Genomic DNA, 22,659 nt, shown 5'->3' with positions numbered 1-22,659 from the left:
CCGGAGACCGATCCCATGTCCAACGCCCAGCTCGAAGCCGCCATCGAATCCGCATGGGAGGCGCGCGCCGAGATCACGCCCGCCACCGGCGGCGAGACTCGCGAGGCGATCGAGGCCACGCTCGACGCGCTCGACAGCGGCAAGCTGCGCGTGGCCGAACGCGGCGATGACGGCGCGTGGCAGGTCAATCAGTGGGCCAAGAAGGCGGTGCTGCTGGGATTCCGCGTCAAGGACATGGAGGCGCAGCCGGGCGGCCCGCAGGGCGGCGGCTGGTGGGACAAGGTCGACAGCAAGTTCAAGGGCTGGGGCGACGCCGAATGGAGTGCGGCGGGCTTCCGCGCGGTGCCGAGCTGCGTCGTGCGGCGCAGCGCCTACATCGCGCCGGGCGTGGTGCTGATGCCGAGCTTCGTCAACCTTGGCGCTTATGTTGACGAGGGCACGATGGTCGACACCTGGGCAACGGTGGGCAGCTGCGCGCAGATCGGCCGCAACGTTCACCTCTCGGGCGGCGTCGGAATCGGCGGCGTGCTCGAACCGATGCAGGCGGGCCCGACGATCATCGAGGACAACTGCTTCATCGGCGCGCGCTCGGAAGTGGTGGAGGGCTGCATCGTGCGCGAGGGCAGCGTATTGGGTATGGGTGTCTTCATCGGCCAGTCGACCAAGATCGTGGACCGCGAAACCGGCGAAGTGACTTACGGCGAGGTGCCCGCCGGGTCGGTCGTCGTGGCCGGGTCGATGCCCAGCAAGAACGACATCAGCCTTTATTGCGCCGTGATCGTCAAGCGCGTGGACGAGCGTACGCGCTCCAAGACGTCGATAAACGAGCTGCTGCGTGCCTGAGCGCGGAACCGGCGGCCCCCTTCGCGCGTTTGGCATCGCCAAACAAGAAGGAGAACGGCATGGGAATCGGACTGATCGGGGCGATCATCGTCGGCGGGCTGGCGGGCTGGATCGCCAGCATGATCATGAAGGCGGATACCGGCCTTCTGGCCAATATCGGCCTTGGGATCGTCGGCGCGGTGGTGCTGAATTTCATCCTGAGCCTGTTCAACATCTATGCGCGCGACGCTTGGCTTCCGCAGCTTGTCGTCGGGCTGGTCGGGGCGTGCCTGCTGATCTGGCTCTGGCGCGCGCTGCGCGGGCGCGCCTGACGCCGAACGCGGAAGCGCGCCGTCATGTCTGACGCTGCGCCAGGGAAACCGCGCAAGACGCAACAGGTCTATACCCTGCTGGTCGAGATCGGGCGCAAGGCGGGCGACGGATTGCCCGAGAAGGCCACCGGCGCCGCGCTGGTCGTCTACGCCAGCGGCGTCGACGAGGCCGAGGCGGTGCGCGAGACGGTGGCGATCCTCAAGCAGGCAGATACCGCGCCGCTGGACGTGACCGGCTATGGCAGCCTGGCCGAGCGCGAGGCGGAAGGCCACGAGATCGACGGAAACGAGCGTGCGCTGATGCAGCGGGCGCTGGACGAGGATGCGGTGATCGTGACGCAGATGACGCCTTTCTACGGCGACGAATAGCCGCTGCTCACGCTACCCGGTGCATCGCCAGCGTCACCGCCTCGAACGGCTTCAGAACAGGCCAGACCGGGCGGGCGTGTTCGGGCAGCAGCGCGCGGGGCGCATCGGCGAGGATGCTGGCGGCCAACGCCTCGGGCTTGCGGCGCAGACGGCCGATATAGAGGCTCTCGAGCGGGCAGCCGGCGGCGACGACCGTGGCGTGATCCGGCAGCAGGATATGATGATAGGTCACGAGATCGGGGCCCTCCGCGTAGAAGGCCGATGCGCCGTTCACGAGGTGCCGCGCCGGGACCAGCGCCGCTTCGGTCCCGAACATGTATTCGACTTGGCTGCCGCCGATCACCAGGCGCTGATGCGGCGCGACGAGGATGTCGTGACGCAGCCCGAAGAACGGCGCGCGCAGGCGCACCGGGCGCAGGCTGCCGCGCGCCGGCGCCGTCTGGCGCACCGCGCGCAGCACCGGTTGAATGTCGCCCGTGCTGGTCAGCACCGTGTCGCCGCGTTTCAGCCGGGCGGCGGGAACCGGGCCGAAGGGTGTCTCCACCGGCACGTCGGCCGTCAGGCCCGCCATCGGGCCGATGGGTTCGACCCGGTCCGATACGGCGAGGAAGGTCACGTCGCGGTCCATCTCGCGGCGGGCGGGGTAGCGGCAGATCATCCGCAGGTCATCAAGCGGCATCGGGTGGGGCGGCGCCAGCGGACGGTTGCGGATGCGTCCAGCCGCGAGATGCTCGAGCGTGAGACGCCCCCAGCGGCGCGGCGCGTCCCAGCTGTAACGCACGCGCACCTGTTCGCTGCGCCCGTCGAGATCGTGGACCAGCGCCGCGTGACGCACGTCGCGGCCAAGCGATTCGACGAACACGATCCCGCCGCTCGGCATCACCTGGAGCGACAGGAGCCCCGACCAGGGCTGCGCGCGCTCGAACCGCAGGAGGGTCTGCGGGCGGCCCTCGGGCGACAGGTGTGTTTCGATCATCAGCGTGCCGCGCGGGGCGAGCGCGTCGGGGATCGCGTTCTCTTGCGGCGCGCCGCTGGCCGACGCGGCAAGGCCCGCGGGATCAAACCGCCCGCCGTCGTGGTCCGCGACGCCGATCCAGCCCATGGTCACGCCGCGTGCAGCCCGCTGGCCACCAGCAGTTCGGCCTCGTAGCGTTTCAGCGTGCGCCGCGCGGCGGGGCTGTAGCCGCGCCCGGTCTCTCGGTCGAGTTCGGGGAAGAGGGTGCAGATCTCGTCCACGATCTCGGCCTCGAAGCTGTTGGCGGTCTGCGGGCCGGGCAGGAAGCTCTCGGTTTCGAGCCCCGCGGAAAAGACCACCTGGTGGCGGTCAAAGAGGATATGGACGTAATCCACCAGCCCGCCCTCGATCCGGCGCACGGAGCGGTCGTTGACGAGGTCGCGCGCGGCGACCAGCACCTCGGTCTCGCCGAACAGCAGTTCGGCCAGCGCGTCGCGGATCAGCACCCGGTGCAAGGGCGACAGGAACAGCCCGTCATGCGCGCCGAAGGTGTTCGCCGCGATGAAGATCGGGGCGAAGTTGCCGGTGGCGGACACCCGCCGCTCGCCGATCCAGCGCAGCGGCTGCGCCCCCTCGTCGCGGGTCATCACCAGGTCGCCGGCTTTCAGCGTCTCGACCGGAACCGGGCCGCTTGGGGTTTCGATCATCGTGCCGGCGACGAAGCAGGGGACCGAATCCACCAGCACGAAGCCGGTGTCGCTTACTCCGCTCGCGTTCTCGGCGGTATAGGTAAAGGTGAATTCCTCAGCGTCGCCGTCACCCGCCAGTTCAAGCGTGCCGTCGGCGTTGAGCTTGACCGTCTGGCCGCTGTTCAGCGTGACCGTGTCGCCCGCACTGACGGCCTGCCCGTTGATATGGGTGACGGTCAGGCTGCCGGCGCCGTTGTTGGTGTCGTTGGCCAGGACGTCCAATGTCCTGATCCCGTTCGGGTCCACCCAGGTATTGTCATCCATCGCGAGAACGGAGCCCTGCACGCTGCCGCCCGCGATGATGAGCGTACTGTCGTAATTGGAGTCCGTCACGTCCGCGATGCCGATGCGAATCGAATTGGTTTCGTTCGCATTCACCGGGATCTTGAGCGTCATGGTGACGGTGAACCCGTCCATCTCGGTGTTGTACTGGTCGTTCGTGTTGTCGATGAAGAGGTTGCCGTTGGCTCCGGCATTTAGGTTGTTGGGGTCGATATCGCCGTCGCCGACGCTCAGTTCCACCTGCTGGCCGTTGATCCAGACGCCGACGAAATCCTGGAACGATCCGACCGCGTATTCGGGATACTCCTCCGAGGCGAACACGAACTGCATGGTAAGCAGATCGCCCGTCGGCGTGAAATCGACGTCGATATAGGACGCGTCATAGGTCGGCGCGCCGGCCGCCGCGTCGAACATGGGATCGCCATTGGGGCCGCTTGAACCGGTTGTCTGCGAGGTGCTGGAATTCGACCCGCCCCACCACCATGGCCGGTTATGGGTGAACCCGTCGAGGCTCCCGGTCGAGAACATGACGCCCGTATCGCCCGGCATGAACCCGGGCGAGATCGTATCGCCATCGCTGTAGATGCCCGAACTGTCGCTGTCGCCCGTGTATGACGCGCTTTCGACCGTCACGCCGGGGCCGAAGATCTCCTGCGCCATCTGCATCGCCGTGGCGTTCTTGTCGATCGGTATCTCTCTGCCTGCAACCATGTCCTGCCCCAAACCTTTATGCCGGAGACAGGCGCAAACACGCAGACGGGCGGGACGATCCCGCCGTTTTCATGAGGTCGCTTTTCGCGATCCGCTCGATCCGGGCCCTTTGCGGCCCCGCTGCTTTGCCCTGCCTCGGGTCTTTAATTGCCCGGGATTGTAGCAGAGGACGCGCGACCGCGTGAGAAAATTATCCACAGGGCGGGCGGGCTGCGTCCTGTTTGCCACAGCGGCGCTTTCGCGCTACGCGGGACGGACCGAAACCCCGCCGCGAGGTGCTCAGCATGTCCCATACGCCCATCGACCCGGTTGACCTGACCGCCGCCCTCGTGCGCTGCGCTTCGGTCACGCCCGAAGAGGGCGGCGCGCTGGTTCTGCTCGGGGATCTGCTGACGCAGGCGGGCTTTGTCTGCACGCGGGTGGATCGGGGCGGGGTGGCGAACCTCTATGCCCGCTGGGGCGACAAGGGCGCTGCGCGCAGCTTCGGCTTCAACGGCCATACGGACGTGGTCCCGGTGGGCGATGTCGCGGCCTGGAGCGCGCCGCCCTTCGGGGCCGAGATCCGCGACGGGTTCCTCTGGGGACGCGGCGCCACGGACATGAAATCGGGTGTCGCCGCCTTTGCCGCCGCCGCGGTGGATTTCGTGCGCGGCACGCCCCCCGACGGCGCCGTCATCCTCGCCATCACCGGCGACGAGGAGGGCGATGCAAAGGACGGCACCGTCGCGCTGCTCGACTGGATGCGGCAGGAGGGCGAGGCGATGTCGGTCTGCCTCGTCGGAGAGCCGACCTGCCCCGACGAGATGGGCGAGATGATAAAGATCGGTCGGCGCGGCTCGCTCAACGCGTTCCTGACCGTGACCGGCGAACAGGGCCACTCCGCCTACCCGCACCGCGCGCGCAACCCGCTGCCGGCGATCGCGCGGCTGGTGGACCGGCTTTCGTCACATGAGCTCGACGCGGGGACCGATCTTTTCGACCCCTCGACGCTGGCTGTCGTCACCATCGACACCGGCAACCCGGCGACGAACGTGATCCCCGCCGCTTGCCGCGCGACGCTCAACATCCGCTACAACGACGCCCATTCCGGCGCCTCGCTGACGGAGTGGTTGCAGCGCGAAACCGAAGCGGTCTGCGCTGACCTCGGCGTCACCGGCGCGGTCGAGGTCCGCAACTCGGGCGAGGCGTTCCTGACGCCGCCGGGCGCTTTCTCGGAAACCGTGGCGCGCGCCGTGGAGGCCGAAACCGGCCGCCGCCCGGTGCTGTCCACCTCGGGCGGCACGTCGGACGCGCGTTTTGTCAAGGATCACTGCCCGGTGGTGGAATGCGGCCTTGTCGGTCGCACGATGCACCAGGTCGATGAACGGGTGAACGTCGAACAGATCGGCCAGCTCAAGGCGATCTACGCCCGCATCCTGCGTGACTATTTCGCGTGAGGCGCCGCCGCCTCGTCGTCATGCTGAAGGAACCGCGCGCGGGGCGGGTCAAGACGCGGCTCGGGCGCGAGATCGGCATGATCGGCGCCGCATGGTGGTTCCGCCACCAGGGCGCGCGCCTGCTGCGCCGGCTCGACGATCCGCGCTGGGCGCTGATCCTCGCCATCTCTCCCGACCGCGCCGCGCTCACCAGCCGCGCTTGGCCCGCGCATCTTCCGCGTCTCGCCCAGGGCGGCGGCGACCTCGGCCGACGCATGGCGCGGATCATGCACGCCATGCCGCCCGGCCCGGTCTGCATCATCGGCGGCGACATTCCCGGCGTGACGCCCGACCACATCGCGCGCGCCTTCGCGATGCTGGGCCGTCACGACGCGGTCTTCGGCCCCGCGCCCGATGGCGGCTACTGGCTGACCGGGCTCAAACGCACCGCCGCGCCGCCCCCCACGCTCTTTGGCAATGTGCGCTGGTCCACCCGCCACGCCCTGGCCGACAGCATCGCCAGCCTCGGCCCCGCGCGCATCGCCCTGGCGGACACCCTGCGCGACGTGGATACCGCCGCCGACCTGAATGCTGCCCCCCGGGCCATCCGGGCAGGAACGTAAAACAGCAAATACTTGGCGTCGCAGAATTGTTGCAAATTCCGAAAACCGCCAAGCAGATGCTCGGCTCTTTCGCGATTCCGATCAATCGGTTGCAGTGGTGAGCCGTGCAGGATTCGAACCTGCGACCCACTGATTAAAAGTCAGTTGCTCTACCAACTGAGCTAACGGCCCACTAGCGGCGTATCTAGAAAGACGAGCGAGGGGGGTCAACCCCTTATCTGAAGCGGACGGCAGGGGGTGCTGGATTCGTCCCGGCGCCGGCGTTATACGCGGCACCGAACGGAGACGCGCATGACCAACGGATTGTCTTTCATGAAGATGCATGGGCTCGGCAATGATTTTGTCGTGCTGGATGCGCGCAAGGGCGATGTGCTGGATGCGCGCAAGGGTGATGTGCTGGATGCGCGCGCTTCCGGAGTGCTGGATGCGCTCGATCTGGATGCGCTGGCCGTGGCGCTCGGCGACCGGCATCGCGGGATTGGATTCGATCAGATGGCGGTGATCTCGGACGGACGGGGCGATGCGCATCTGGCCTTCTGGAACGCCGACGGCAGCCGCGCAGGCGCCTGCGGCAACGCGACTCGCTGCATCGCGCGCTACCTGATGGACGAAAGCGGGCGCGACGCGCTGCACCTCACGACCGAACGGGGCGATCTTTTCGCGCGAAACGCAGGCGGGGGGCTGACCTCGGTCAACATGGGCGCGCCGCAGACGGATTGGCGCGACATCCCGCTGGCCGAAGCGATGGACACGCTCGAGTTGCCGGTCGAGGGCGCGCCGGTGGCGACCGGCATGGGCAACCCGCATTGCACGTTTTTCGTCGAGGACGCCGAGGCGGTCGTGCTCGAGCAGTTCGGCCCGCGCTACGAGCATCACCCGCTCTTCCCCGAGCGCACCAACGTGCAGGTGGCTTCGCTCACCGGCGCCGATCACCTGCGGGTGCGGGTGTGGGAGCGCGGCGTCGGGCAGACGCTGGCCTCGGGGAGTTCTTCCTGCGCGGTGGCGGTGGCGGCGGCGCGGCGCGGGCTGACGGGGCGGCGCGTGCGGGTCGATCTCGACGGCGGCGCGCTGGATGTCGAGTGGCGCGAGGACGGCGTCTGGATGACCGGGCCGACGATGCACGTGGCCAGCGGCGCGCTCACCGCGCAGTTCCTGGGATCGCTCGCATGAAGGCGCCGGTCTTTTCCAACCACGGCTGCCGTCTCAACGCCTATGAAACGGAGGCGATGAAGGAACTGGCCGCCGAGGCCGGGCTTGAGGGCGCCGTGGTGGTCAACACCTGCGCGGTCACGTCCGAAGCGGTGCGCAAGGCGCGCCAGGACATCCGCCGCCTGCGCCGCGACAATCCCGGCGCGAAGCTGATCGTCACGGGCTGCGCCGCCCAGACCGAGCCCGCGACATTCGCGGACATGCCCGAGGTCGACGCGGTGATCGGCAACACCGAGAAGATGCAGGCCGGCACCTGGGCCGCGCTCGCCGGGGATTTCGGGACCGAGCGGGTGCAGGTCGACGACATCATGTCGGTGCGGGAAACCGCCGGGCACCTGATCGACGGGTTCGGCACGCGCAGCCGCGCCTACGTGCAGGTGCAGAACGGCTGCGATCATCGCTGCACCTTCTGCATCATCCCCTACGGGCGCGGAAATTCGCGCTCCGTCCCTGCGGGCGTGGTGGTCGACCAGGTCCGGCGGCTGGTCGATGGGGGCTATAACGAGGTGGTGCTGACGGGGGTGGATCTCACCTCGTGGGGGGCGGACCTGCCGGGCGCGCCGCGGCTGGGCGATCTGGTGATGCGGCTGCTGCGGCTGATCCCCGGCCTGCCGCGGCTGCGGATCTCATCCATCGACAGCATTGAGGCGGACGACAACCTGATGCGCGCCATCGCGACCGAGCCGCGCCTCATGCCGCACCTGCACCTGTCGCTGCAACACGGGCACGACCTGATCCTCAAGCGGATGAAGCGGCGGCACCTGCGCGACGACGCCATCCGCTTTTGCGAGGAGGCGCGCCGCCTGCGCCCCGACATGACCTTCGGCGCCGACATCATCGCCGGCTTCCCGACAGAGACCGAGGCGCATTTCGCCGACTCGCTGGCGCTGGTGCGCGATTGCGGCCTGACCTGGCTGCATGTCTTCCCCTATTCGCCCCGCCCCGGGACGCCTGCCGCGCGGATGCCGCAGGTGGACGGGAGCGCGATCAAGGAGCGCGCGGCGCGGCTGCGCGCGGCGGGCGATGCGGCGGTGGCTGCGCATCTCGCCGGTCAGGTGGGCGCAGAGCATCGCGTGCTGATGGAGAGCCCCCGGATGGGCCGGACCGAACAGTTCGCCGAGGTGCGTTTCGGCTCGGACCGTGCAGAGGGGCGGATCGTCACGGCCACCGTGACCGGCGCCGCCGATGGCCGGCTGATCGCCGCATAGGCTGCGCCGGCATTCTTGCAGTCTCGGGCCTGAATGAAGCGCGCCCGGGAAAATTCGACGAATCTTCCCGGGTCATCCTCCTTGGCGAAGAAAACGCCGCTCAGAAACTGTAGCTGACCCCGAAATTGACCGCGTGGGTCACGATCTCGGTGCGCAGCTTGCCCGCCGTCTGGCCCGGCACGGCCGGGTCGGCGTCGATGGTCACGTCGTTGTCCGACCAGGTGATCTGGTATTCGCCGAACAGCGCCCAGTTCTCGTTGATGTCGTATTTCATGCCGGCGATGCCCCGCGCGGCGATTCCCGTCGCCTCGAAGCCGAAGGTGCGGTTGGTCGCGCCCGTCACCTTGATGTCGGAATGCGGCACGGCCACACCGAGGCCCGCGCCCAGGTAAGGCGTGAAATGGCGGCCGGCGAAGGCGTCGGGCCAGCGTTTCATCACGTTGGCGGTAAAGATGTTGTGCCCGTTCGACAGTTCCAGCCGGTCGAACCCGAGCGCGCCGCGGTCGGCCGCGCTGGCATAGGCCTTGGCGTGCGTCCCCTCGAGGCCGAAACCGATGTTCCGATCGGTCCACCAGGTCGCCCGCGCGCCGTAATAGAACGGGTTGTCGAGCGGGTTGGCGTCCCATTTTATGTTGCGGCTGAAGGGCGCGCCGCCGGGCATGGTTCCCGACGCGCTGCTGTTGTCGACGCTCTGCACGCCCATGTAGAGGCTCAGCTCAACCTCGGCCGAGGCCGGCGCCGCCGCCGTCAGAAGGGTCGCGGCGAGCGCCGCCTTGCATGTTTTCCGCATCTCGATGCACTCCGGCAATGGTTTCGTTCGCTTTCAGGCTTTCGCTATATCGGCACGTCGCAAAACGCACGCGGCGCCCTGTCGTGGCGCCGCGATTCCGGCGCGGTGTTGTCGCCGCGACATGCCGAAACGTCTCGCGAACTGCTTACACCCGCCGCACCTCCGGCTCAAGCGTGACACATGCACACTCCATGTCATTTCATGCCGATTGCAGGCTGGACGATACACGCGCGCCCGGATAAGTATCGGCGTGCAAAGATCGCGCCCGCTGTCGCGATCCCAAACAGAACGGGCCGATGGCCGCCGCAAGAATGGAGTATGTTTCGTGTCCCACGCAGACGATCACGAAGGCACCCGAAGAGATTTCCTCTACTACGCCACGGCCGGCGCCGGCGTCGTCGCCACCGGGGCCGCGGTCTGGCCGCTGGTGGACCAGATGAACCCGTCCGCCGACGTGCAGGCCCTGTCGTCGATCTATGTCGACGTGGGCGGCGTCGCGGTCGGCACGCAGATCACGGTCAAATACCTGGGCAAGCCCGTCTTCATCCGCCGCCGCACGGAAGAAGAGATCGAGGCCGCCAGGGGCGTGCCGATGAGCGCGCTGATCGACACCAGCTCGGAAAATCCGAACAAGCCGGGAACCGACGCCGCGGACATCAACCGCGTGATCGGGGACAAGGAAGACTGGCTCGTGATGATCGGGGTCTGCACCCACCTGGGCTGCGTTCCCATCGGCGACGGCGCGGGTGAATACGGTGGCTGGTTCTGCCCCTGCCACGGGTCGCATTACGACACCTCCGGACGCATCCGCAAGGGACCGGCTCCGGAGAACCTGCATATTCCGATCGCGGCGTTCGTCGACGATTCAACGATCAAACTCGGATAAGGACGCGATTGAAGATGGCTGGCATTCCGCACGATCAATACGAACCGAAATCGAATTCCGAGAAGTGGCTGCACGGCCGCCTGCCTATCGTCAGGCTGCTTTATGACACGCTCATGATTCCCACGCCGAAGAACCTCAACTGGATGTGGATCTGGGGGATCGTCCTGGCGTTCTGCCTCGTGTTGCAGATCATCACCGGGATCGTCCTGGCGATGCATTACACGCCGCATGTCGACATGGCCTTCGCCTCGATCGAGCACATCATGCGCGACGTCAACGGCGGGCATTTCCTGCGCTACCTGCACATGAACGGCGCGTCGCTGTTCTTTGTCGCGGTCTACGCGCATATCTTCCGCGGCCTCTATTACGGCTCTTACAAGGCCCCGCGCGAGATCACCTGGATCATCGGCATGCTGATCTATCTCTGCATGATGGGCACCGCCTTCATGGGCTACGTGCTGCCTTGGGGGCAGATGTCGTTCTGGGGCGCCACGGTGATCACCGGCCTGTTCGGGGCGATCCCGCTGGTCGGTGAGCCGATCCAGACCTGGCTGCTGGGCGGGCCGGCGGTGGACAACGCCACGCTCAACCGCTTCTTCAGCCTGCATTACCTGCTGCCCTTCGTGATCGCGGCGCTGGTCGCGGTGCATATCTGGGCCTTCCACACCACCGGCAACAGCAACCCCACGGGTGTCGAGGTGCGGCGCACGTCCCGGGCGGAGGCGGACAAGGACACCGTATCGTTCTGGCCCTATTTCGTCATCAAGGACCTGTTCGCGCTGGCCGTGATCCTGATCGTGTTCTTCGCCGTCGTGGGCTTCATGCCGAACTACCTCGGCCATCCCGACAACTACATCGAGGCCGATCCGCTGGTGACGCCCGCGCATATCGTCCCCGAATGGTACTTCCTGCCGTTCTACGCGATCCTGCGCGCCTTCACCGCCGACGTTTGGGTGGTGCAGGCCACCAGCTGGATCACCGGCGGGATCGTCGACGCCAAGTTCTTCGGCGTGATGGCGATGTTCGGCGCGATCGCGGTGATGGCGCTGGCGCCCTGGCTCGACACCTCCTCGGTGCGTTCGGGGCGGTATCGTCCGATGCTGAAGTGGTGGTTCGCGCTGCTGGTGCTGGATTTCTTCGCGCTGATGTGGCTGGGCGCCATGCCCGCGGAGGAACCCTACGCGACCTTCTCGCTGATCGCGGCGGCCTACTGGTTTATCTATTTCCTGGTCATCCTGCCGCTGCTCGGCGTCATCGAGAAGCCGCTGCCGCGCCCCGACACCGTCGAGGAGGATTTCGCAGCGCATTACGCCCCCAAGGCCGGCGGCGCCCATACTTTCGTGAAACCGGCGGAATGAGAGGACAGATGGACATGCTCAAGAAACAAGGCATCGCCGCGATCGCTGCCCTCACCCTCTCGGCCGGGGCGGCGTTCGCCGCGGGCGGGAGCGGACATGTCGAGGACGTGAACTTCTCCTTCGAGGGACCGTTCGGAACCTACGACCAGAACCAGCTGCAACGCGGGCTCAAGGTCTATACCGAGGTCTGCGCCGCCTGCCACGGGCTGAAATACGTCCCGATCCGCACGCTGGCCGACGAGGGCGGGCCGCACCTCCCCGAAGACCAGGTGCGCGCCTACGCGGGCCAGTTCGAGATCTACGATCCCGAACTCGACGACTATCGCGCGGCCAAGGTAACCGACCACTTCGCCGCTTCCGGCGACCCCAACGCGCCGGACCTGTCGCTGATGGCCAAGAAGCGGGCCGGCTTTCACGGGCCCTACGGCACCGGCATCAACCAACTGGTGCGCGGCATGGGCGGGGCGGAATACATCTACACCCTGCTGACCAGCTACCACGAGCCGCCCGATTGCGCCCCCGAGGATTTCACCGGCAGCTACAACGCGGCGTTCACCGCCGGCGGGTTCCCCGAGTCGTGCAAGAACGAGGATGGAAGCCACATGGTGCCGGGCAGCTGGATCGGCATGGCGCAGCCGCTCTGGGGCGAGGACGTGGAGTTCGACGACGGCCACGAAAACAGCCTGCATCACGAGGCCAAGGACGTCGCCGCCTTCCTGATGTGGACCGCCGAACCCAAGATGATGGCGCGCAAGTTCTCGGGACTGACCGGGGTGATCTTCCTCACCATCCTGGCGGTGCTGCTCTATCTCACGAATAAACGCCTCTGGGCGCCGATCAAGGGCAGGCACGAGGGCGACGCCTAGAGCCGGCCCAGCGTCCTTTGTCTGACGATCAAGGCCCCGCTCGCCACGAGCGGGGCTTTTTTCATGTATTTCCGAACCGGCAGGCCCGTCATTTGATTTTCCGGGAACCTTCCTGCGCAGGAGGCGGGTTGTGTGCATGACGCGCACGGAAACGGAGGCACGCCCATGGCACAGCCCGACCCGGAACCCCGCACGGCCACGCTCTATCGCATGGTCATGCCTGATCACCTCTGCCCCTTCGGCCTCAAGGCCAAGGACCTGCTGGAACGGGAGGGATTCGAGATCGACGACAACTGGCTCAGGACACGCGAGGAAACGGATGCGTTCCAGCGCGAACATGATGTCGACACCACGCCGCAGGTCTTCATCCACGGCGAACGCATCGGCGGCTACGAGGCGCTGCGCGAATATTTCGGCAAGGAAGACGCCGACAGTGATGACACCTCCTACCGCCCGGTGATCGCGATCTTCGGCATGGCCGCGCTGATGGCGCTGGCGCTGTCCTGGGCGGCCTTCGATTCGATGCTGGAGGTGCGCACGGTGGAGTGGTTTGTCGCCATCGCGATGTGCCTGCTCGCGATCCAGAAGTTGCAGGACGTCGAAAGCTTCTCGACCATGTTCCTCAATTACGACCTGCTGGCACGGCGCTGGGTGCGCTACGGTTATGTCTATCCATATGGCGAGGCGTTCGCGGGGGTCTTGATGCTCGCCGGGGCGCTGATCTGGGTGGCGTCGCCAGTCGCGATCTTCATCGGCGGGGTCGGCGCGGTTTCGGTCATCAAGGCGGTCTACGTGGACCGTCGCGAACTCAGATGCGCCTGCGTCGGGGGCGACAGCAACGTGCCGCTCGGGGCGATCTCGCTCACCGAGAACCTGATGATGTTCGGAATGGGTATCTGGATGCTGGTGACCTGACGCTGGCCGGCGGGCCGGATCATCACATCGAGGAAAACCGCGCGGCCCGCGCGGAACTTGTGCGATGCAGCCGCGTTCATTGCCCGAGCAGTAAAAAACAGCAGGACCGGAGGGTCCGAATATGGCCGCGTTGAGCAGAAAACTGAAGCTTCATCCCGCATCGCACCAGAGAACCGATACGCCTGAACACAATTTGCGTACGGCCTTTGGCGCCGCGCTTGAACGCGACGCGCCACCGCGATTTCAGGAGCTGCTCGAACGGCTGCGCGCGAGCGAGCGCGCAGAGGCCGAGGCGGAAACGCAGACGCGCATGCAGTAGACAGTCGCAGCGATTGCGCCTATCGCTCGCTCCGGGACCAGAGGGGGCGCAGGGATGGCCAGACGGGACGCATTCGAGATCGGCGGCGCACGCGTCGCGCCGGGCGCGCGCGAGACGGTCGATATCCCTGTAAGCACACTATCCGATCACACCCCTGTGAGCCTGTCGGCGCATGTGATCCACGGCCGCCGCGCGGGGCCGGCGATGTTCGTCTCGGCCGCCGTGCATGGCGACGAGGTGATCGGCGTCGAGATCGTCCGCCGCCTGCTCAAGGCGCGGGCGCTGCGGGGAATGGCCGGCACGCTTATCGCGGTGCCGATCGTCAACACCTACGGGTTTCTCAACAACGCGCGCTATCTGCCGGACCGGCGCGACCTCAACCGCTGTTTCCCCGGCGGCGAGACGGGTTCGATGGCGTCGCGGCTGGCGCATATCTTCATGACCGAGGTGGTCCTGCGTTCGGATGTGGGGATCGACCTGCATTCGGCGGCGATCCACCGCACCAACCTGCCCCAGATCCGGCTCACCCCCGGCAATGCCCGGCTCGCGGAGTTGGGCCGGGCCTTCGGCGCGCCGGTGATGCTCAGCTCGAAGCTGCGCGAGGGGTCGCTGCGGATGGCGGCCGAGGAGTCGGGGATCGACGTGCTGCTCTACGAGGCGGGCGAGGGGCTGCGCTTTGACGAATTGGCCGCGCGCGCGGGGGTGGCGGGCATCCTGCGCGTCATGCAGGCGCTGGGCATGCTGTCGGGCCGCGGCGTGCCGCGATCGCGCGCCAGCAGCGTTCCCTGCGGCGAGTCGCGCTGGTATCGCGCGCCGGCGGGCGGGCTCTTTCGCGGCTACGTGGGCACCGGCGCAACGGTCAGCCCCGGCACGGTGCTGGGCGCGGTCTCGGACCCGTTCGGAGAGGTCGAGACCGAGATCGCCGCCGGGGAGGCGGGCATCGTCATCGGGCGCAGCAACATGCCCGTGGTCTACGAGGGCGAAGCGCTGTTCCACATCGCCGAAACCGCCCGCGCCGAAACCGCCGCCGACGCCGCCCAGGCCCAGATGGAGGCGGCGCCGCTCTATGATGAGGATGAAATCATCTAGGGTCAGGCGCGCGTCACTGAGCGGGCGAAGCCGCCCGCCGCACGCCGGTAGAGGTTCGACCCCGCCACCAACCGGTATCGGCCACGAGGTCCGCCGATACCGACCGCGCCCCATCCTCGACGATCAGTCGCCTGCGCCAGTCGCTTTAAAGCGAGAATTTCGGCGTGATGGCCATCGTGACGCTCGCGCCGGCTCGCAGGTCGGCGCGGGCGAAATGTTCCTTGGGGATGCAGGCGCTCGTCGCGAGCAGTGGAACGAGAGCCAGCCGGGGCGGAAGCCTTCACGTCACCCGATTGCGGTTCTGCGGCAGGATGAAGATCGACACCACGATCAGGCTGAAGACCAGTTCATAGACCTCCCACTTGCGCTGCACGTCGATCAGCGCGATCACGATGCTGGCCGCCAGCGCAACGGCCGCGTGGCGCAGCCACGGCACCGGCACGACGAACCTGTTCGCCAGCGCCGCCACCTTTGTGCTGCGGGTGTAGAGAAGCGGCAGGACCACGAGGTAAAGCAGGATGACGAAGGTCAGGATCGGCCCGAACAGCGTCTTGGTCAGGTGAATGTCGCCGATCATCAGGTTGTGCAGGTTGGTCTCTTCCTGCTTGTTGTGCTGCTGGAAGAACTCGCCAGACTCCCAGCCGAAGATGCGCTGCCCCCACGACACTTCCTCGCCCGCGGCGAGGAAGAAGAGCAGCGCGTAGAACGCGGTAAGAGCCGCCGCCCCGCGCCGTCCCTGGCGCCAGAGCGACCGGGAATGGGCCAGAAGCACGAAGCACGCGACCAGCAAGAACAGCGCGGTGCCGTATTCGACCAACCCGTCCTCGGCAGCGAAGACGGACCAGAAGAAGACGGGATCAATGAGCGCGATCGCGACCGTCGCCACGAGAACCGCGACGATCACCGCCATGAGAACGCGGTCGAATTGCTGCAAACGGGACATGGCGCGGCTCCCTTCCAGGGTCTGTCGGTTGACGACGCCATAGGCCAGCGCCTTGCGCGTATCAAGCCCCTTCGGGCGGCCCACGCGGTTGGCGGCGGGTTGCAGCCACGTCATGGCTTGCATTCCCTCAGCGAAACCCCGAGGGTAGGCGCCCGGACCGGAGCTACGCGACGATACCTTCGATCCGTCGGCACGCGACGAATTCGAAGCTTGACCCCTGCGGGTTGCGGCCTCAAAAAAGTCACGGGGAATGGAACAGAAGTGGACAGTTCATGGTCACACGCGCGATCGACACGCTGAACGAGGCGGTGGGGCGCGTTGTCGCCGTTGTCGCCATCCTCTTCGCGGGCATCATCATCTATGACGTGATCATGCGATATGCCCTGCTTTCCCCGACGCGCTGGGCCTTTGACGTCACCAAGCAGCTTTACGGTTTCTATTTCATCATGCTGGGCGGATATGCATTGCGCCACGGCGCGCATGTGCGGGTCGACATCCTGACCGAACGGCTGGGCCGCGGGACGCAGCGGGTCGTCGATCTGCTGGGCTACGCGATCTTCTTCTTTCCATTCACGATCGTGTTCCTCGTGCAGTCCTGGAATTTCGCGCAACGCTCCTACGCGCAGGGCGAAGTGACCTACGGCGCGATCCAGATGCCAGTCTATCCGCTCAAGATGGCGATGTGCGCGGCCGCGGGGCTGTTGCTGCTTCAGGGGATCGCCGAGGTGCTGAAGGTGATCCTCGGCAGGGACACCCACGAGGAAGAGGCCCATTTATGACGCTCGCTCCGGAACTGATCGCGGTCCTGATGTTCAGCCTGCTCGTGCTGGGGCTGTTCATGGGGCACCCGCTGGCCTTCGTTTTGGGCGGCACGGCCGTTCTGACCACGGTGATCCTCGGCAAGACGATGGTTCTGGGCATCGTCATCAACCGCATTTTCGGAGAGGTGCTCGACAATTTCGTGCTGATCGCCATCCCGCTGTTCATCCTGATGGCGAGATTCCTGTCGGATTCCGGCGTCACCGACCGCATGTTCGAAGCGCTCCGCCTGCTGATGAGCCGGGTGCGAGGGGGGCTGGCGCTGGCGGTGGTGTTCATCTCGATCCTGCTGGCGGCGACCACGGGCATCATCGGCGCGTCGATCACGGTCATGGGCGTGATGGCTTTGCGCCCGATGTTGCAATACGGTTACGCGCCGACGCTGACCTCGGGGGTGATCGCCGCCTCGGGCTGCCTGGGCATCCTCATCCCGCCGTCGATCATGCTGATCCTGATGGCCAGCTACTCGCCCCTTTCAGTGGGCGAGCTGTTCGCCGGCTCGATGATCCCGGGTATTTTGCTTGGGCTCAGCTACGCGCTTTACGTCTACGTGATCTCCGTCCTGCGCCCTGACCTCGCGCCTGCGGTGGAGCCCGACGAGAAGATCTCGCGCCCGGCGCTCATTCGCATGCTGCTGGTCGAGGCGGTGCCGCCGCTGGTGCTTATCCTCGGGATCCTCGGCACGCTGCTGGCCGGGATCGCCACCGCGACCGAGGCGTCGGCCATCGGCGCCGGTCTCGCGCTGCTGATCGTGATCGTGCGCGGCCGCTTCAAATGGGCGACCTTCTACAGCGCCATGCTGGAAACCGGGCGCACCTCGGCGATGATCCTGTTCATCGTTGTGGGGGCCACCGCCTTTACCGGGGTGTTCAACATCACAGGCGGGCTGCGCGCCACGCAGGAACTGATCCGCGCGATGGACATGGAGCCGTGGCTGCTCATCACGATGATGATGATCATCATCTTCATCCTCGGCGCGTTCCTCGACTGGACCGGGATCGTGCTGCTGTCCTTCCCGATCTTCCTGCCGATCATCCAGGAGATGCCGGAGGTGAGCCTGCTGTGGTTCGTCGTGCTCATGGCGGTGGTGCTTCAGACATCGTTCCTGACGCCACCCTTCGGTTACGCGCTATTCTACCTTCGGGCCATCGCGCCCAAGGAGGTGCGCACCGGCCACATCATCCGAGGCGTGCTGCCCTTCATCGCGCTGATCGTGCTGATGTGCATCTTCGTCGCCCTGTTCCCGGCGCTCGTCACATGGCTGCCGGACGTTCTCTATACCAAGTAATGCTTCAGCAACCAAAGGGAGAACAAGCATGACTCTGAGATCGACCATCATGGCAGCCGCCGCCGCGGCGGCCCTCGCCGGCCCCGCGCTGGCGCAGGAAAGCTGGACGATGACCACCACCTGGCCCTCGTCGCTCGAACTGATCGAGACCGACAAGCATTTTGTCGACCTCGCCAACAAGCTGACCAAGGGTGAACTGACCATCGAGTTCTTCGAGGGCGGATCGCTGGTTCCGGCCGGCGAAGTCTTCGGCGCGGTGGAATCGGGCACCATCCAGGCCGGGGCCGACTGGCCGGGCTACTGGGCGGGCCGGGATGCGGCCTTTTCGCCGCTGGCGACCACCGCTTCGCTGTTCAACGCGATCGACTACGTCAACTGGATCCTCGAATGGGGCGGCGCCGATCTCTATAACGAGATCTACGGCAACTACGGCATGGTCTATTTGCCCTACGGCGTGACCAACAACGAATCCGGCTTCCGCACCACCGACAAGGCGATCCGCACCCTTGACGACCTCCAGGGCATGCGCCTGCGCCTGTCGGGTCTCGAGCAGGGCAAGCTGCTCGAGAAGCTGGGCGGCAACCAGGTGTCGATGGCCGGCGGCGAGATCTACCAGGCGTTGGAGCGCGGCGTGATCGACGGCGCGGAATTCTCGACCCCGAACGTTGACTGGAAGGCCGGCTTCCAACAGGTCACGAGCTATTGGGCGACGCCCGGCTGGCACCAGTCGGCCTCGATGTTCGGCGTGATGATCAACAAGTCGGCCTGGGACGCGCTCAGCCCGGAAACCCAGGAGAAGCTGAAGATCGCCGCCGACGCCACGCTCGTCTGGTCGCTGGCCTACACCGAGAAGCGCGCCACCGAGGACTACGCCAAGTGGCAGGAGGCGGTCGAAGTCAACCGCTATGACGACGAGATGCTGGCGAAGGTCCAGGAGATGGCGAACGAGGTGATCGTCGAGACCGCCTGCGCCAACCCCAACTCGGCCAAGGTCTACGCCAGCATGCTGGACTATATCGAGGACTACGCTCAATGGCGCGACGCCTCGGCGCCGTTCAACCTCGGCCGGACGCCGGAAGGCCCGGACGCGCAGGCCATCAAGGACTGCATGTAAGCTCCCGACGGCCTGACGGCATGAAACAAAGAAGCCCCCGCCGGATTGGCGGGGGCTTCTGCTTAGGGTGGGCGACGCAGGTCGCGGGCGTTACGCGCCGGCCGTTTCCAGCGCGCGTTCGTATTCCTGCCCCGGGATCGCGTCCAGCAGGGAGCGGGTGTATTCGGTGTCCGGATCGTGCAGCACCTTGCCGGTCGGACCCGCCTCGACGATGCGGCCCTTCTGCATGACGATGATCCGGTCGCAGATCCGGGCCGCCACGCGCAGATCGTGGGTGATGAACAGCATCGACAGTTCCAGCCGGGTCTTGAGATCGGCCAGCAGGTCCAGCACCTGCGCCTGGATCGACACGTCGAGCGCCGAGACGGCCTCGTCCGCGATGATGATCTTGGGATCGAGCGCGAGCGCGCGCGCGATGCCGATGCGCTGACGCTGCCCGCCCGAGAATTCGTGCGGAAAGCGGTTCATCGCCGATGCGTCCAGCCCGACGAGTTCGAGCAGTTCGCGCGCGCGGGCGAGCGCCTCCCGCCGGGGGGTTCCGTAGGCGATCAGCCCTTCGGTGAGGATGCGCGACACCCGCGCCCGCGGGTTGAGCGACGAGAACGGATCCTGAAAGATCATCTGGAGCTTGCGCCGGTTGTCGCGCAGCGCGCTTCCGGTCAGTTCGGCGATGTCGGCGCCCTCGACCATGACGCGGCCGCCGTCGGGATCGAGCAACCGCACGAGGCAGCGCCCGACGGTGGATTTCCCCGAACCGGATTCGCCGACGATGCCGATGGTTTCCCCGGCATAGAGTTCAAAGCTGACATCCTGCACCGCCCTGACCACGCGCCGTTTGCCGAAGAGGCTGCCCGAACCGGTCGAGAAGGTCTTTTGCAGATCCTCGACGGTCAGGATCGGCTCGCGCGTTTGCGCGTCGGCCTCGCTGCGCTGGGTGAGGCGGGGGATCGCGTCGATCAGCGCCTTCGTATAGGGGTGCGAGGGGCGCAGCAGCACCTCGTCGGCGGCGCCGCTTTCGACGATCTCGCCGGTCTGCATGACGATCACGCGGTCGGCGATGTCCGCGACGACGCCGAAATCATGGGTGATGAAGATCACAGCCATGCCGCGCTTTTGGCGCAGATCCTCGATCAGCGTCAGGATCTGCGCCTGCGTGGTCACGTCGAGCGCGGTCGTCGGTTCGTCTGCGATCAGGATGTCCGGCTCGAGCGCGAGCGCCATCGCGATCATCACCCGCTGGCGCTGCCCGCCCGAAAGCTGGAAGGGATAGGCGCGGATCGCCGCCTCGGGGTCGGGGATGCCGACCTCGTCCAGCAGCTTCAGCGCGCGCGCGCGGCGCTCGGGCGGGGTAAGCGCGCCGTGCGCCTCGAACACTTCGGCGATCTGGGCGCCGACCCGCATCAGCGGGTTGAGCGCGCTCAGCGGTTCCTGGAAGATCATCGAGATGCGCCCGCCGCGCAGTTTCAGCATTTCCTTCTCCGGAAGACCGAGGATCGGCTCTCCGTCAAAGGTGATGGTTCCCTTGACCGGTTTCACCCCCTGCGGCAGCAGGCCCATCACCGCGTTGGCCGACATGGATTTCCCCGAGCCGGATTCGCCGACGATGCAGAGGATCTCGCCCCGGTCCAGGTCGAAATTGATGTCCTTTGCGGCAAAGGCGCGGTCGGCCCCTTCGGGCAGGGCGACGGCGAGATCGCGGATTTCCAGCAGGCTCATTCCGATTTCCTCGTCAGGCGCGGGTTCAGCGCGTCGTTCAGGCCCTCGCCGATCAGGTTCAGCGCCAGCACCGTCAGCAGGATCGCCATGCCGGGCAGGAACGAAAGCCACCACGCAGTGCGGATCACGGTGCGCGCCGCCCCGATCATGTAGCCCCATGACATGATGTTGGGGTCGCCAAGCCCGAGGAACGACAGCGAGCTTTCCAGCAGGATCGCCTGCGCCACCATGAGCGAGGCGAGGACGATGATCGGCGGCAGGGCGTTGGGCAGGATGTGCCGCAGGATGATCTGCGTGTTCCCAAGGCCGGACAGGGTCGCCGCCTCGACGAATTCGCGGGTGCGCAAGGACAGGACTTCGCCGCGGACGAGGCGCGCGACGGGCGGCCATGAGACGATGGCGATGGCGATGATGACGAAGGTCAGGCTCGGCTGGAAGATCGCCAGCAGCACGATGGCGAGCGCAAAGCTCGGGATGGTCTGGAAGAACTCGGTAAAGCGCATCAGCGCGTCATCCGTGCGCCCGGCGAAATAGCCCGCCATAGCGCCCACCGGCACGCCGATCGCCAGCGCCACGATGGTCGAGACGAGCCCCACCAGCAGGCTGACATACGCGCCATGCGCCAGCCCCGAAAGCACGTCCCGCCCGAGCGCGTCGGTCCCCAGCGGCAGGCCGTCCTGCGTGAAGGGCGGCAGGAACGGGCGCTGCACCATCTTCCAGGGGCTTTGCGGAAAGACGACCGGCGCGAGGATCGCGGTGAGGATCACCAGCGCGAGGATGACCAGCCCGATGACGGCGCCGCGGTTGTAACGGAATCGTTTCCAGAAATCCTTCATCCTGTCAGCCTTATGCGCGGGTCGATGATGACGTAGACGACATCGGTGATGAGGTTGAACAGCAGCACCATCGCCGCCGAGATGTAGAAGACCCCGAGGATCACGTTATAGTCGCGCTGGTTGATCGCCTCGAACATCAGCCGCCCGATGCCGGGCCAGGCGAACACCGTTTCCGTCAGGATCGCGCCGCCGAAGATCTGCCCCGCCTGCAACCCGGCGAGCGTGATGACCGGCAGCAGCGCGTTGCGCAGGATGTGCCGGCGCTGGATCACGCGGCGTTTCAGCCCCTTGGCGCGGGCGGTCTTGACGAAATCGAGGCGCGAAACTTCGAGCATGGATGCGCGGGTCATGCGCATGTAGATCGCCATGAAAAAGAGCCCCAGCGTGCTGGCGGGCAGGATCAGGTGCTTGGTCACGTCCCACGCATGCGCAAGGCCGGTATAGCCCGCGCCGATGGATTGGTAGCCAAAGCCGGGCAGCCATTCCAGCCAGACGGAAAAGACCAGCGCCGCCATCAGCGCCACCCAGAAGAGCGGCGTGGCGTAGAACAACAGCGCAAGCGTCGAGATGATCGTGTCCCCCCAGCTGCCCTGCCGGGCCGATGCGGCGACGCCCGCGATCACCCCGAAGACCAGCGACAGCACGAAGGCCACGCCGGTCAGCAGCAGGGTCGCCGGCAGGCGGTCGGCGATGAGCTCGGCGACCGGCATCTGCTGGCGCAGCGAATAGCCGAGATCGAGCTGCACCGCCCCCTTGATGTAAATCCAGAGTTGCACGTAAAGCGGCTGATCGAGCCCGAAGCGTTCGCGCAGTTCGGCCAGATAGGTGGGATCGCCGGCGCCGGCTTCGCCCGCCATGACGGCGGCCGGATCGCCCGGCGCTGCATGAATCAGGAAGAAGTTGAAGACGAGAATGGCCAGCAGGATGAAAACCGCCTTGACCAGCCTGCCCAGGATGAAACGCGCCACGCTGTCCCCCTTCTGCCGAGAATTTCAGAGGATCCGGGCCGCCCGGCGAGCGGGCGGCCCGGATCGCAGGCGTTCTA

At 66.5% G+C, this 22,659-nt stretch carries 23 protein-coding genes and 1 tRNA gene; 16 read left to right on the top strand and 8 right to left on the bottom strand.

Features of this window, described 5'->3' with window-relative positions:
- Window positions 1-15: 15 nt before the first annotated feature.
- Genes dapD through D6850_RS12750 form a run of 3 tightly spaced genes read left to right on the top strand, consistent with a single transcriptional unit; the run spans window position 16 to window position 1,523 of the window.
- The gene (gene dapD, locus D6850_RS12760) at window positions 16-843 is read left to right on the top strand and encodes a 2,3,4,5-tetrahydropyridine-2,6-dicarboxylate N-succinyltransferase (RefSeq protein ID WP_121167877.1); all 828 of its coding nucleotides are present in this window, start codon (window positions 16-18) and stop codon (window positions 841-843) included.
- Between the two features lie 59 nt (window positions 844-902).
- A complete protein-coding gene (locus D6850_RS12755) occupies window positions 903-1,154 on the top strand; it encodes a GlsB/YeaQ/YmgE family stress response membrane protein (protein ID WP_121167492.1) in 252 nt (83 codons plus the stop codon).
- A gap of 24 nt (window positions 1,155-1,178) precedes the next feature.
- Window positions 1,179-1,523: a hypothetical protein gene (locus D6850_RS12750; RefSeq protein WP_121167490.1), complete on the top strand. Its 345-nt coding sequence runs from the start codon at window positions 1,179-1,181 to the stop codon at window positions 1,521-1,523.
- A 7-nt stretch (window positions 1,524-1,530) separates the two neighbouring features.
- Here D6850_RS12750 and D6850_RS12745 read toward each other — a convergent pair whose 3' ends face one another.
- Window positions 1,531-2,625, bottom strand: a complete 1,095-nt coding sequence (locus tag D6850_RS12745; protein WP_121167488.1) for a Hint domain-containing protein — start codon at window positions 2,623-2,625, stop codon at window positions 1,531-1,533.
- 2 nt (window positions 2,626-2,627) lie between these two features.
- Window positions 2,628-4,220: a Hint domain-containing protein gene (locus tag D6850_RS12740; RefSeq protein WP_121167486.1), complete on the bottom strand. Its 1,593-nt coding sequence runs from the start codon at window positions 4,218-4,220 to the stop codon at window positions 2,628-2,630.
- A gap of 284 nt (window positions 4,221-4,504) precedes the next feature.
- Here D6850_RS12740 and dapE point away from each other — a divergent pair, with 284 nt between their 5' ends.
- Complete coding sequence (gene dapE / locus D6850_RS12735) at window positions 4,505-5,656, top strand: succinyl-diaminopimelate desuccinylase (RefSeq protein WP_121167484.1); 1,152 nt, start codon at window positions 4,505-4,507, stop codon at window positions 5,654-5,656.
- 20 nt (window positions 5,657-5,676) lie between these two features.
- Window positions 5,677-6,258, top strand: coding sequence for a TIGR04282 family arsenosugar biosynthesis glycosyltransferase (locus tag D6850_RS12730; protein ID WP_121167482.1), 582 nt, complete (start codon window positions 5,677-5,679; stop codon window positions 6,256-6,258).
- Window positions 6,259-6,353: 95 nt separating this feature from the next.
- On the opposite strand, the gene D6850_RS12725 is transcribed toward D6850_RS12730, so the two are convergent.
- Window positions 6,354-6,429: transfer RNA gene (locus D6850_RS12725), tRNA-Lys, on the bottom strand.
- A gap of 120 nt (window positions 6,430-6,549) precedes the next feature.
- On the opposite strand from D6850_RS12725, the gene dapF reads away from it, so the two are divergent.
- Both dapF and mtaB read left to right on the top strand, forming a co-directional pair.
- Window positions 6,550-7,428: a diaminopimelate epimerase gene (dapF, locus tag D6850_RS12720; protein ID WP_245964176.1), complete on the top strand. Its 879-nt coding sequence runs from the start codon at window positions 6,550-6,552 to the stop codon at window positions 7,426-7,428.
- Window positions 7,425-8,675 (top strand): tRNA (N(6)-L-threonylcarbamoyladenosine(37)-C(2))-methylthiotransferase MtaB, encoded by a 1,251-nt coding sequence (mtaB, locus tag D6850_RS12715; RefSeq protein ID WP_121167480.1) that lies wholly within the window; start codon window positions 7,425-7,427, stop codon window positions 8,673-8,675. Before dapF ends, mtaB begins: the two co-directional genes overlap by 4 nt.
- Before the next feature lie 100 nt (window positions 8,676-8,775).
- On the opposite strand, the gene D6850_RS12710 is transcribed toward mtaB, so the two are convergent.
- Window positions 8,776-9,465, bottom strand: coding sequence for an outer membrane protein (locus tag D6850_RS12710; protein ID WP_121167478.1), 690 nt, complete (start codon window positions 9,463-9,465; stop codon window positions 8,776-8,778).
- Window positions 9,466-9,790: 325 nt separating this feature from the next.
- On the opposite strand from D6850_RS12710, the gene petA reads away from it, so the two are divergent.
- From petA to D6850_RS12680, 6 genes are all read left to right on the top strand, one after another.
- Window positions 9,791-10,351, top strand: a complete 561-nt coding sequence (gene petA, locus D6850_RS12705) for a ubiquinol-cytochrome c reductase iron-sulfur subunit (protein WP_121167476.1) — start codon at window positions 9,791-9,793, stop codon at window positions 10,349-10,351.
- 14 nt (window positions 10,352-10,365) lie between these two features.
- The gene (gene petB, locus D6850_RS12700) at window positions 10,366-11,709 is read left to right on the top strand and encodes a cytochrome b (RefSeq protein ID WP_121167475.1); all 1,344 of its coding nucleotides are present in this window, start codon (window positions 10,366-10,368) and stop codon (window positions 11,707-11,709) included.
- Between the two features lie 8 nt (window positions 11,710-11,717).
- Window positions 11,718-12,575, top strand: coding sequence for a cytochrome c1 (locus tag D6850_RS12695; protein ID WP_425452387.1), 858 nt, complete (start codon window positions 11,718-11,720; stop codon window positions 12,573-12,575).
- A gap of 165 nt (window positions 12,576-12,740) precedes the next feature.
- Window positions 12,741-13,490: a glutaredoxin gene (locus tag D6850_RS12690; RefSeq protein ID WP_245964175.1), complete on the top strand. Its 750-nt coding sequence runs from the start codon at window positions 12,741-12,743 to the stop codon at window positions 13,488-13,490.
- A gap of 121 nt (window positions 13,491-13,611) precedes the next feature.
- Window positions 13,612-13,809, top strand: coding sequence for a hypothetical protein (locus tag D6850_RS12685; RefSeq protein WP_121167473.1), 198 nt, complete (start codon window positions 13,612-13,614; stop codon window positions 13,807-13,809).
- 54 nt (window positions 13,810-13,863) lie between these two features.
- The gene (locus D6850_RS12680; protein WP_121167471.1) at window positions 13,864-14,898 is read left to right on the top strand and encodes a succinylglutamate desuccinylase/aspartoacylase family protein; all 1,035 of its coding nucleotides are present in this window, start codon (window positions 13,864-13,866) and stop codon (window positions 14,896-14,898) included.
- 280 nt (window positions 14,899-15,178) lie between these two features.
- On the opposite strand, the gene D6850_RS12675 is transcribed toward D6850_RS12680, so the two are convergent.
- Complete coding sequence (locus D6850_RS12675) at window positions 15,179-15,955, bottom strand: hypothetical protein (RefSeq protein ID WP_121167469.1); 777 nt, start codon at window positions 15,953-15,955, stop codon at window positions 15,179-15,181.
- 158 nt (window positions 15,956-16,113) lie between these two features.
- Here D6850_RS12675 and D6850_RS12670 point away from each other — a divergent pair, with 158 nt between their 5' ends.
- From D6850_RS12670 to dctP, 3 genes are read left to right on the top strand one after another with little or no spacing between them, the layout of a single operon-like run.
- Entirely contained in the window at window positions 16,114-16,620 is a 507-nt protein-coding gene (locus D6850_RS12670; RefSeq protein WP_121167467.1) for a TRAP transporter small permease subunit, read from the top strand.
- A 29-nt stretch (window positions 16,621-16,649) separates the two neighbouring features.
- Window positions 16,650-17,948: a TRAP transporter large permease gene (locus D6850_RS12665; protein WP_121167869.1), complete on the top strand. Its 1,299-nt coding sequence runs from the start codon at window positions 16,650-16,652 to the stop codon at window positions 17,946-17,948.
- Window positions 17,949-17,976: 28 nt separating this feature from the next.
- Window positions 17,977-19,062 (top strand): TRAP transporter substrate-binding protein DctP, encoded by a 1,086-nt coding sequence (gene dctP, locus D6850_RS12660; protein ID WP_121167465.1) that lies wholly within the window; start codon window positions 17,977-17,979, stop codon window positions 19,060-19,062.
- A gap of 90 nt (window positions 19,063-19,152) precedes the next feature.
- Here the strand turns inward: dctP and D6850_RS12655 are convergent, their stop codons facing one another.
- From D6850_RS12655 to D6850_RS12645, 3 genes are read right to left on the bottom strand one after another with little or no spacing between them, the layout of a single operon-like run.
- Window positions 19,153-20,778 (bottom strand): ABC transporter ATP-binding protein, encoded by a 1,626-nt coding sequence (locus D6850_RS12655; RefSeq protein WP_121167463.1) that lies wholly within the window; start codon window positions 20,776-20,778, stop codon window positions 19,153-19,155.
- Window positions 20,775-21,614 carry an ABC transporter permease gene (locus tag D6850_RS12650; protein ID WP_121167461.1) on the bottom strand — a complete coding sequence of 280 codons (840 nt, stop codon included), beginning with the start codon at window positions 21,612-21,614 and terminating at the stop codon, window positions 20,775-20,777. Before D6850_RS12650 ends, D6850_RS12655 begins: the two co-directional genes overlap by 4 nt.
- A complete protein-coding gene (locus tag D6850_RS12645; protein WP_121167459.1) occupies window positions 21,611-22,582 on the bottom strand; it encodes an ABC transporter permease in 972 nt (323 codons plus the stop codon). The genes D6850_RS12650 and D6850_RS12645 overlap by 4 nt, the downstream gene beginning before the upstream one ends.
- Window positions 22,583-22,659: the final 77 nt, after the last annotated feature.

Origin of the sequence: Roseovarius spongiae (assembly GCF_003651245.1) — a bacterium.
In the GTDB taxonomy this organism is placed as follows: domain Bacteria; phylum Pseudomonadota; class Alphaproteobacteria; order Rhodobacterales; family Rhodobacteraceae; genus Roseovarius; species Roseovarius spongiae.
This window is presented reverse-complemented; position numbering and strand designations above follow the sequence as displayed.

Bases quoted from the DNA above. Each gene is read 5' to 3' on its own strand.
- D6850_RS12670 (WP_121167467.1), top strand. From the start codon at position 16,114: ATGGTCACACGCGCGATCGACACGCTGAACGAGGCGGTGGGGCGCGTT.
- D6850_RS12750 (WP_121167490.1), top strand. From the start codon at position 1,179: ATGTCTGACGCTGCGCCAGGGAAACCGCGCAAGACGCAACAGGTCTAT.
- D6850_RS12665 (WP_121167869.1), top strand. From the start codon at position 16,650: ATGTTCAGCCTGCTCGTGCTGGGGCTGTTCATGGGGCACCCGCTGGCC.
- petB (WP_121167475.1), top strand. From the start codon at position 10,366: ATGGCTGGCATTCCGCACGATCAATACGAACCGAAATCGAATTCCGAG.
- D6850_RS12685 (WP_121167473.1), top strand. From the start codon at position 13,612: ATGGCCGCGTTGAGCAGAAAACTGAAGCTTCATCCCGCATCGCACCAG.
- dctP (WP_121167465.1), top strand. From the start codon at position 17,977: ATGACTCTGAGATCGACCATCATGGCAGCCGCCGCCGCGGCGGCCCTC.
- D6850_RS12695 (WP_425452387.1), top strand. From the start codon at position 11,718: ATGGACATGCTCAAGAAACAAGGCATCGCCGCGATCGCTGCCCTCACC.
- D6850_RS12680 (WP_121167471.1), top strand. From the start codon at position 13,864: ATGGCCAGACGGGACGCATTCGAGATCGGCGGCGCACGCGTCGCGCCG.
- D6850_RS12730 (WP_121167482.1), top strand. From the start codon at position 5,677: ATGCTGAAGGAACCGCGCGCGGGGCGGGTCAAGACGCGGCTCGGGCGC.
- dapD (WP_121167877.1), top strand. From the start codon at position 16: ATGTCCAACGCCCAGCTCGAAGCCGCCATCGAATCCGCATGGGAGGCG.
- D6850_RS12755 (WP_121167492.1), top strand. From the start codon at position 903: ATGGGAATCGGACTGATCGGGGCGATCATCGTCGGCGGGCTGGCGGGC.
- D6850_RS12740 (WP_121167486.1), bottom strand. From the start codon at position 4,220: ATGGTTGCAGGCAGAGAGATACCGATCGACAAGAACGCCACGGCGATG.
- dapE (WP_121167484.1), top strand. From the start codon at position 4,505: ATGTCCCATACGCCCATCGACCCGGTTGACCTGACCGCCGCCCTCGTG.
- D6850_RS12745 (WP_121167488.1), bottom strand. From the start codon at position 2,625: ATGGGCTGGATCGGCGTCGCGGACCACGACGGCGGGCGGTTTGATCCC.
- D6850_RS12675 (WP_121167469.1), bottom strand. From the start codon at position 15,955: ATGACGTGGCTGCAACCCGCCGCCAACCGCGTGGGCCGCCCGAAGGGG.
- mtaB (WP_121167480.1), top strand. From the start codon at position 7,425: ATGAAGGCGCCGGTCTTTTCCAACCACGGCTGCCGTCTCAACGCCTAT.
- D6850_RS12655 (WP_121167463.1), bottom strand. From the start codon at position 20,778: ATGAGCCTGCTGGAAATCCGCGATCTCGCCGTCGCCCTGCCCGAAGGG.
- D6850_RS12710 (WP_121167478.1), bottom strand. From the start codon at position 9,465: ATGCGGAAAACATGCAAGGCGGCGCTCGCCGCGACCCTTCTGACGGCG.
- D6850_RS12690 (WP_245964175.1), top strand. From the start codon at position 12,741: ATGGCACAGCCCGACCCGGAACCCCGCACGGCCACGCTCTATCGCATG.
- dapF (WP_245964176.1), top strand. From the start codon at position 6,550: ATGACCAACGGATTGTCTTTCATGAAGATGCATGGGCTCGGCAATGAT.
- D6850_RS12650 (WP_121167461.1), bottom strand. From the start codon at position 21,614: ATGAAGGATTTCTGGAAACGATTCCGTTACAACCGCGGCGCCGTCATC.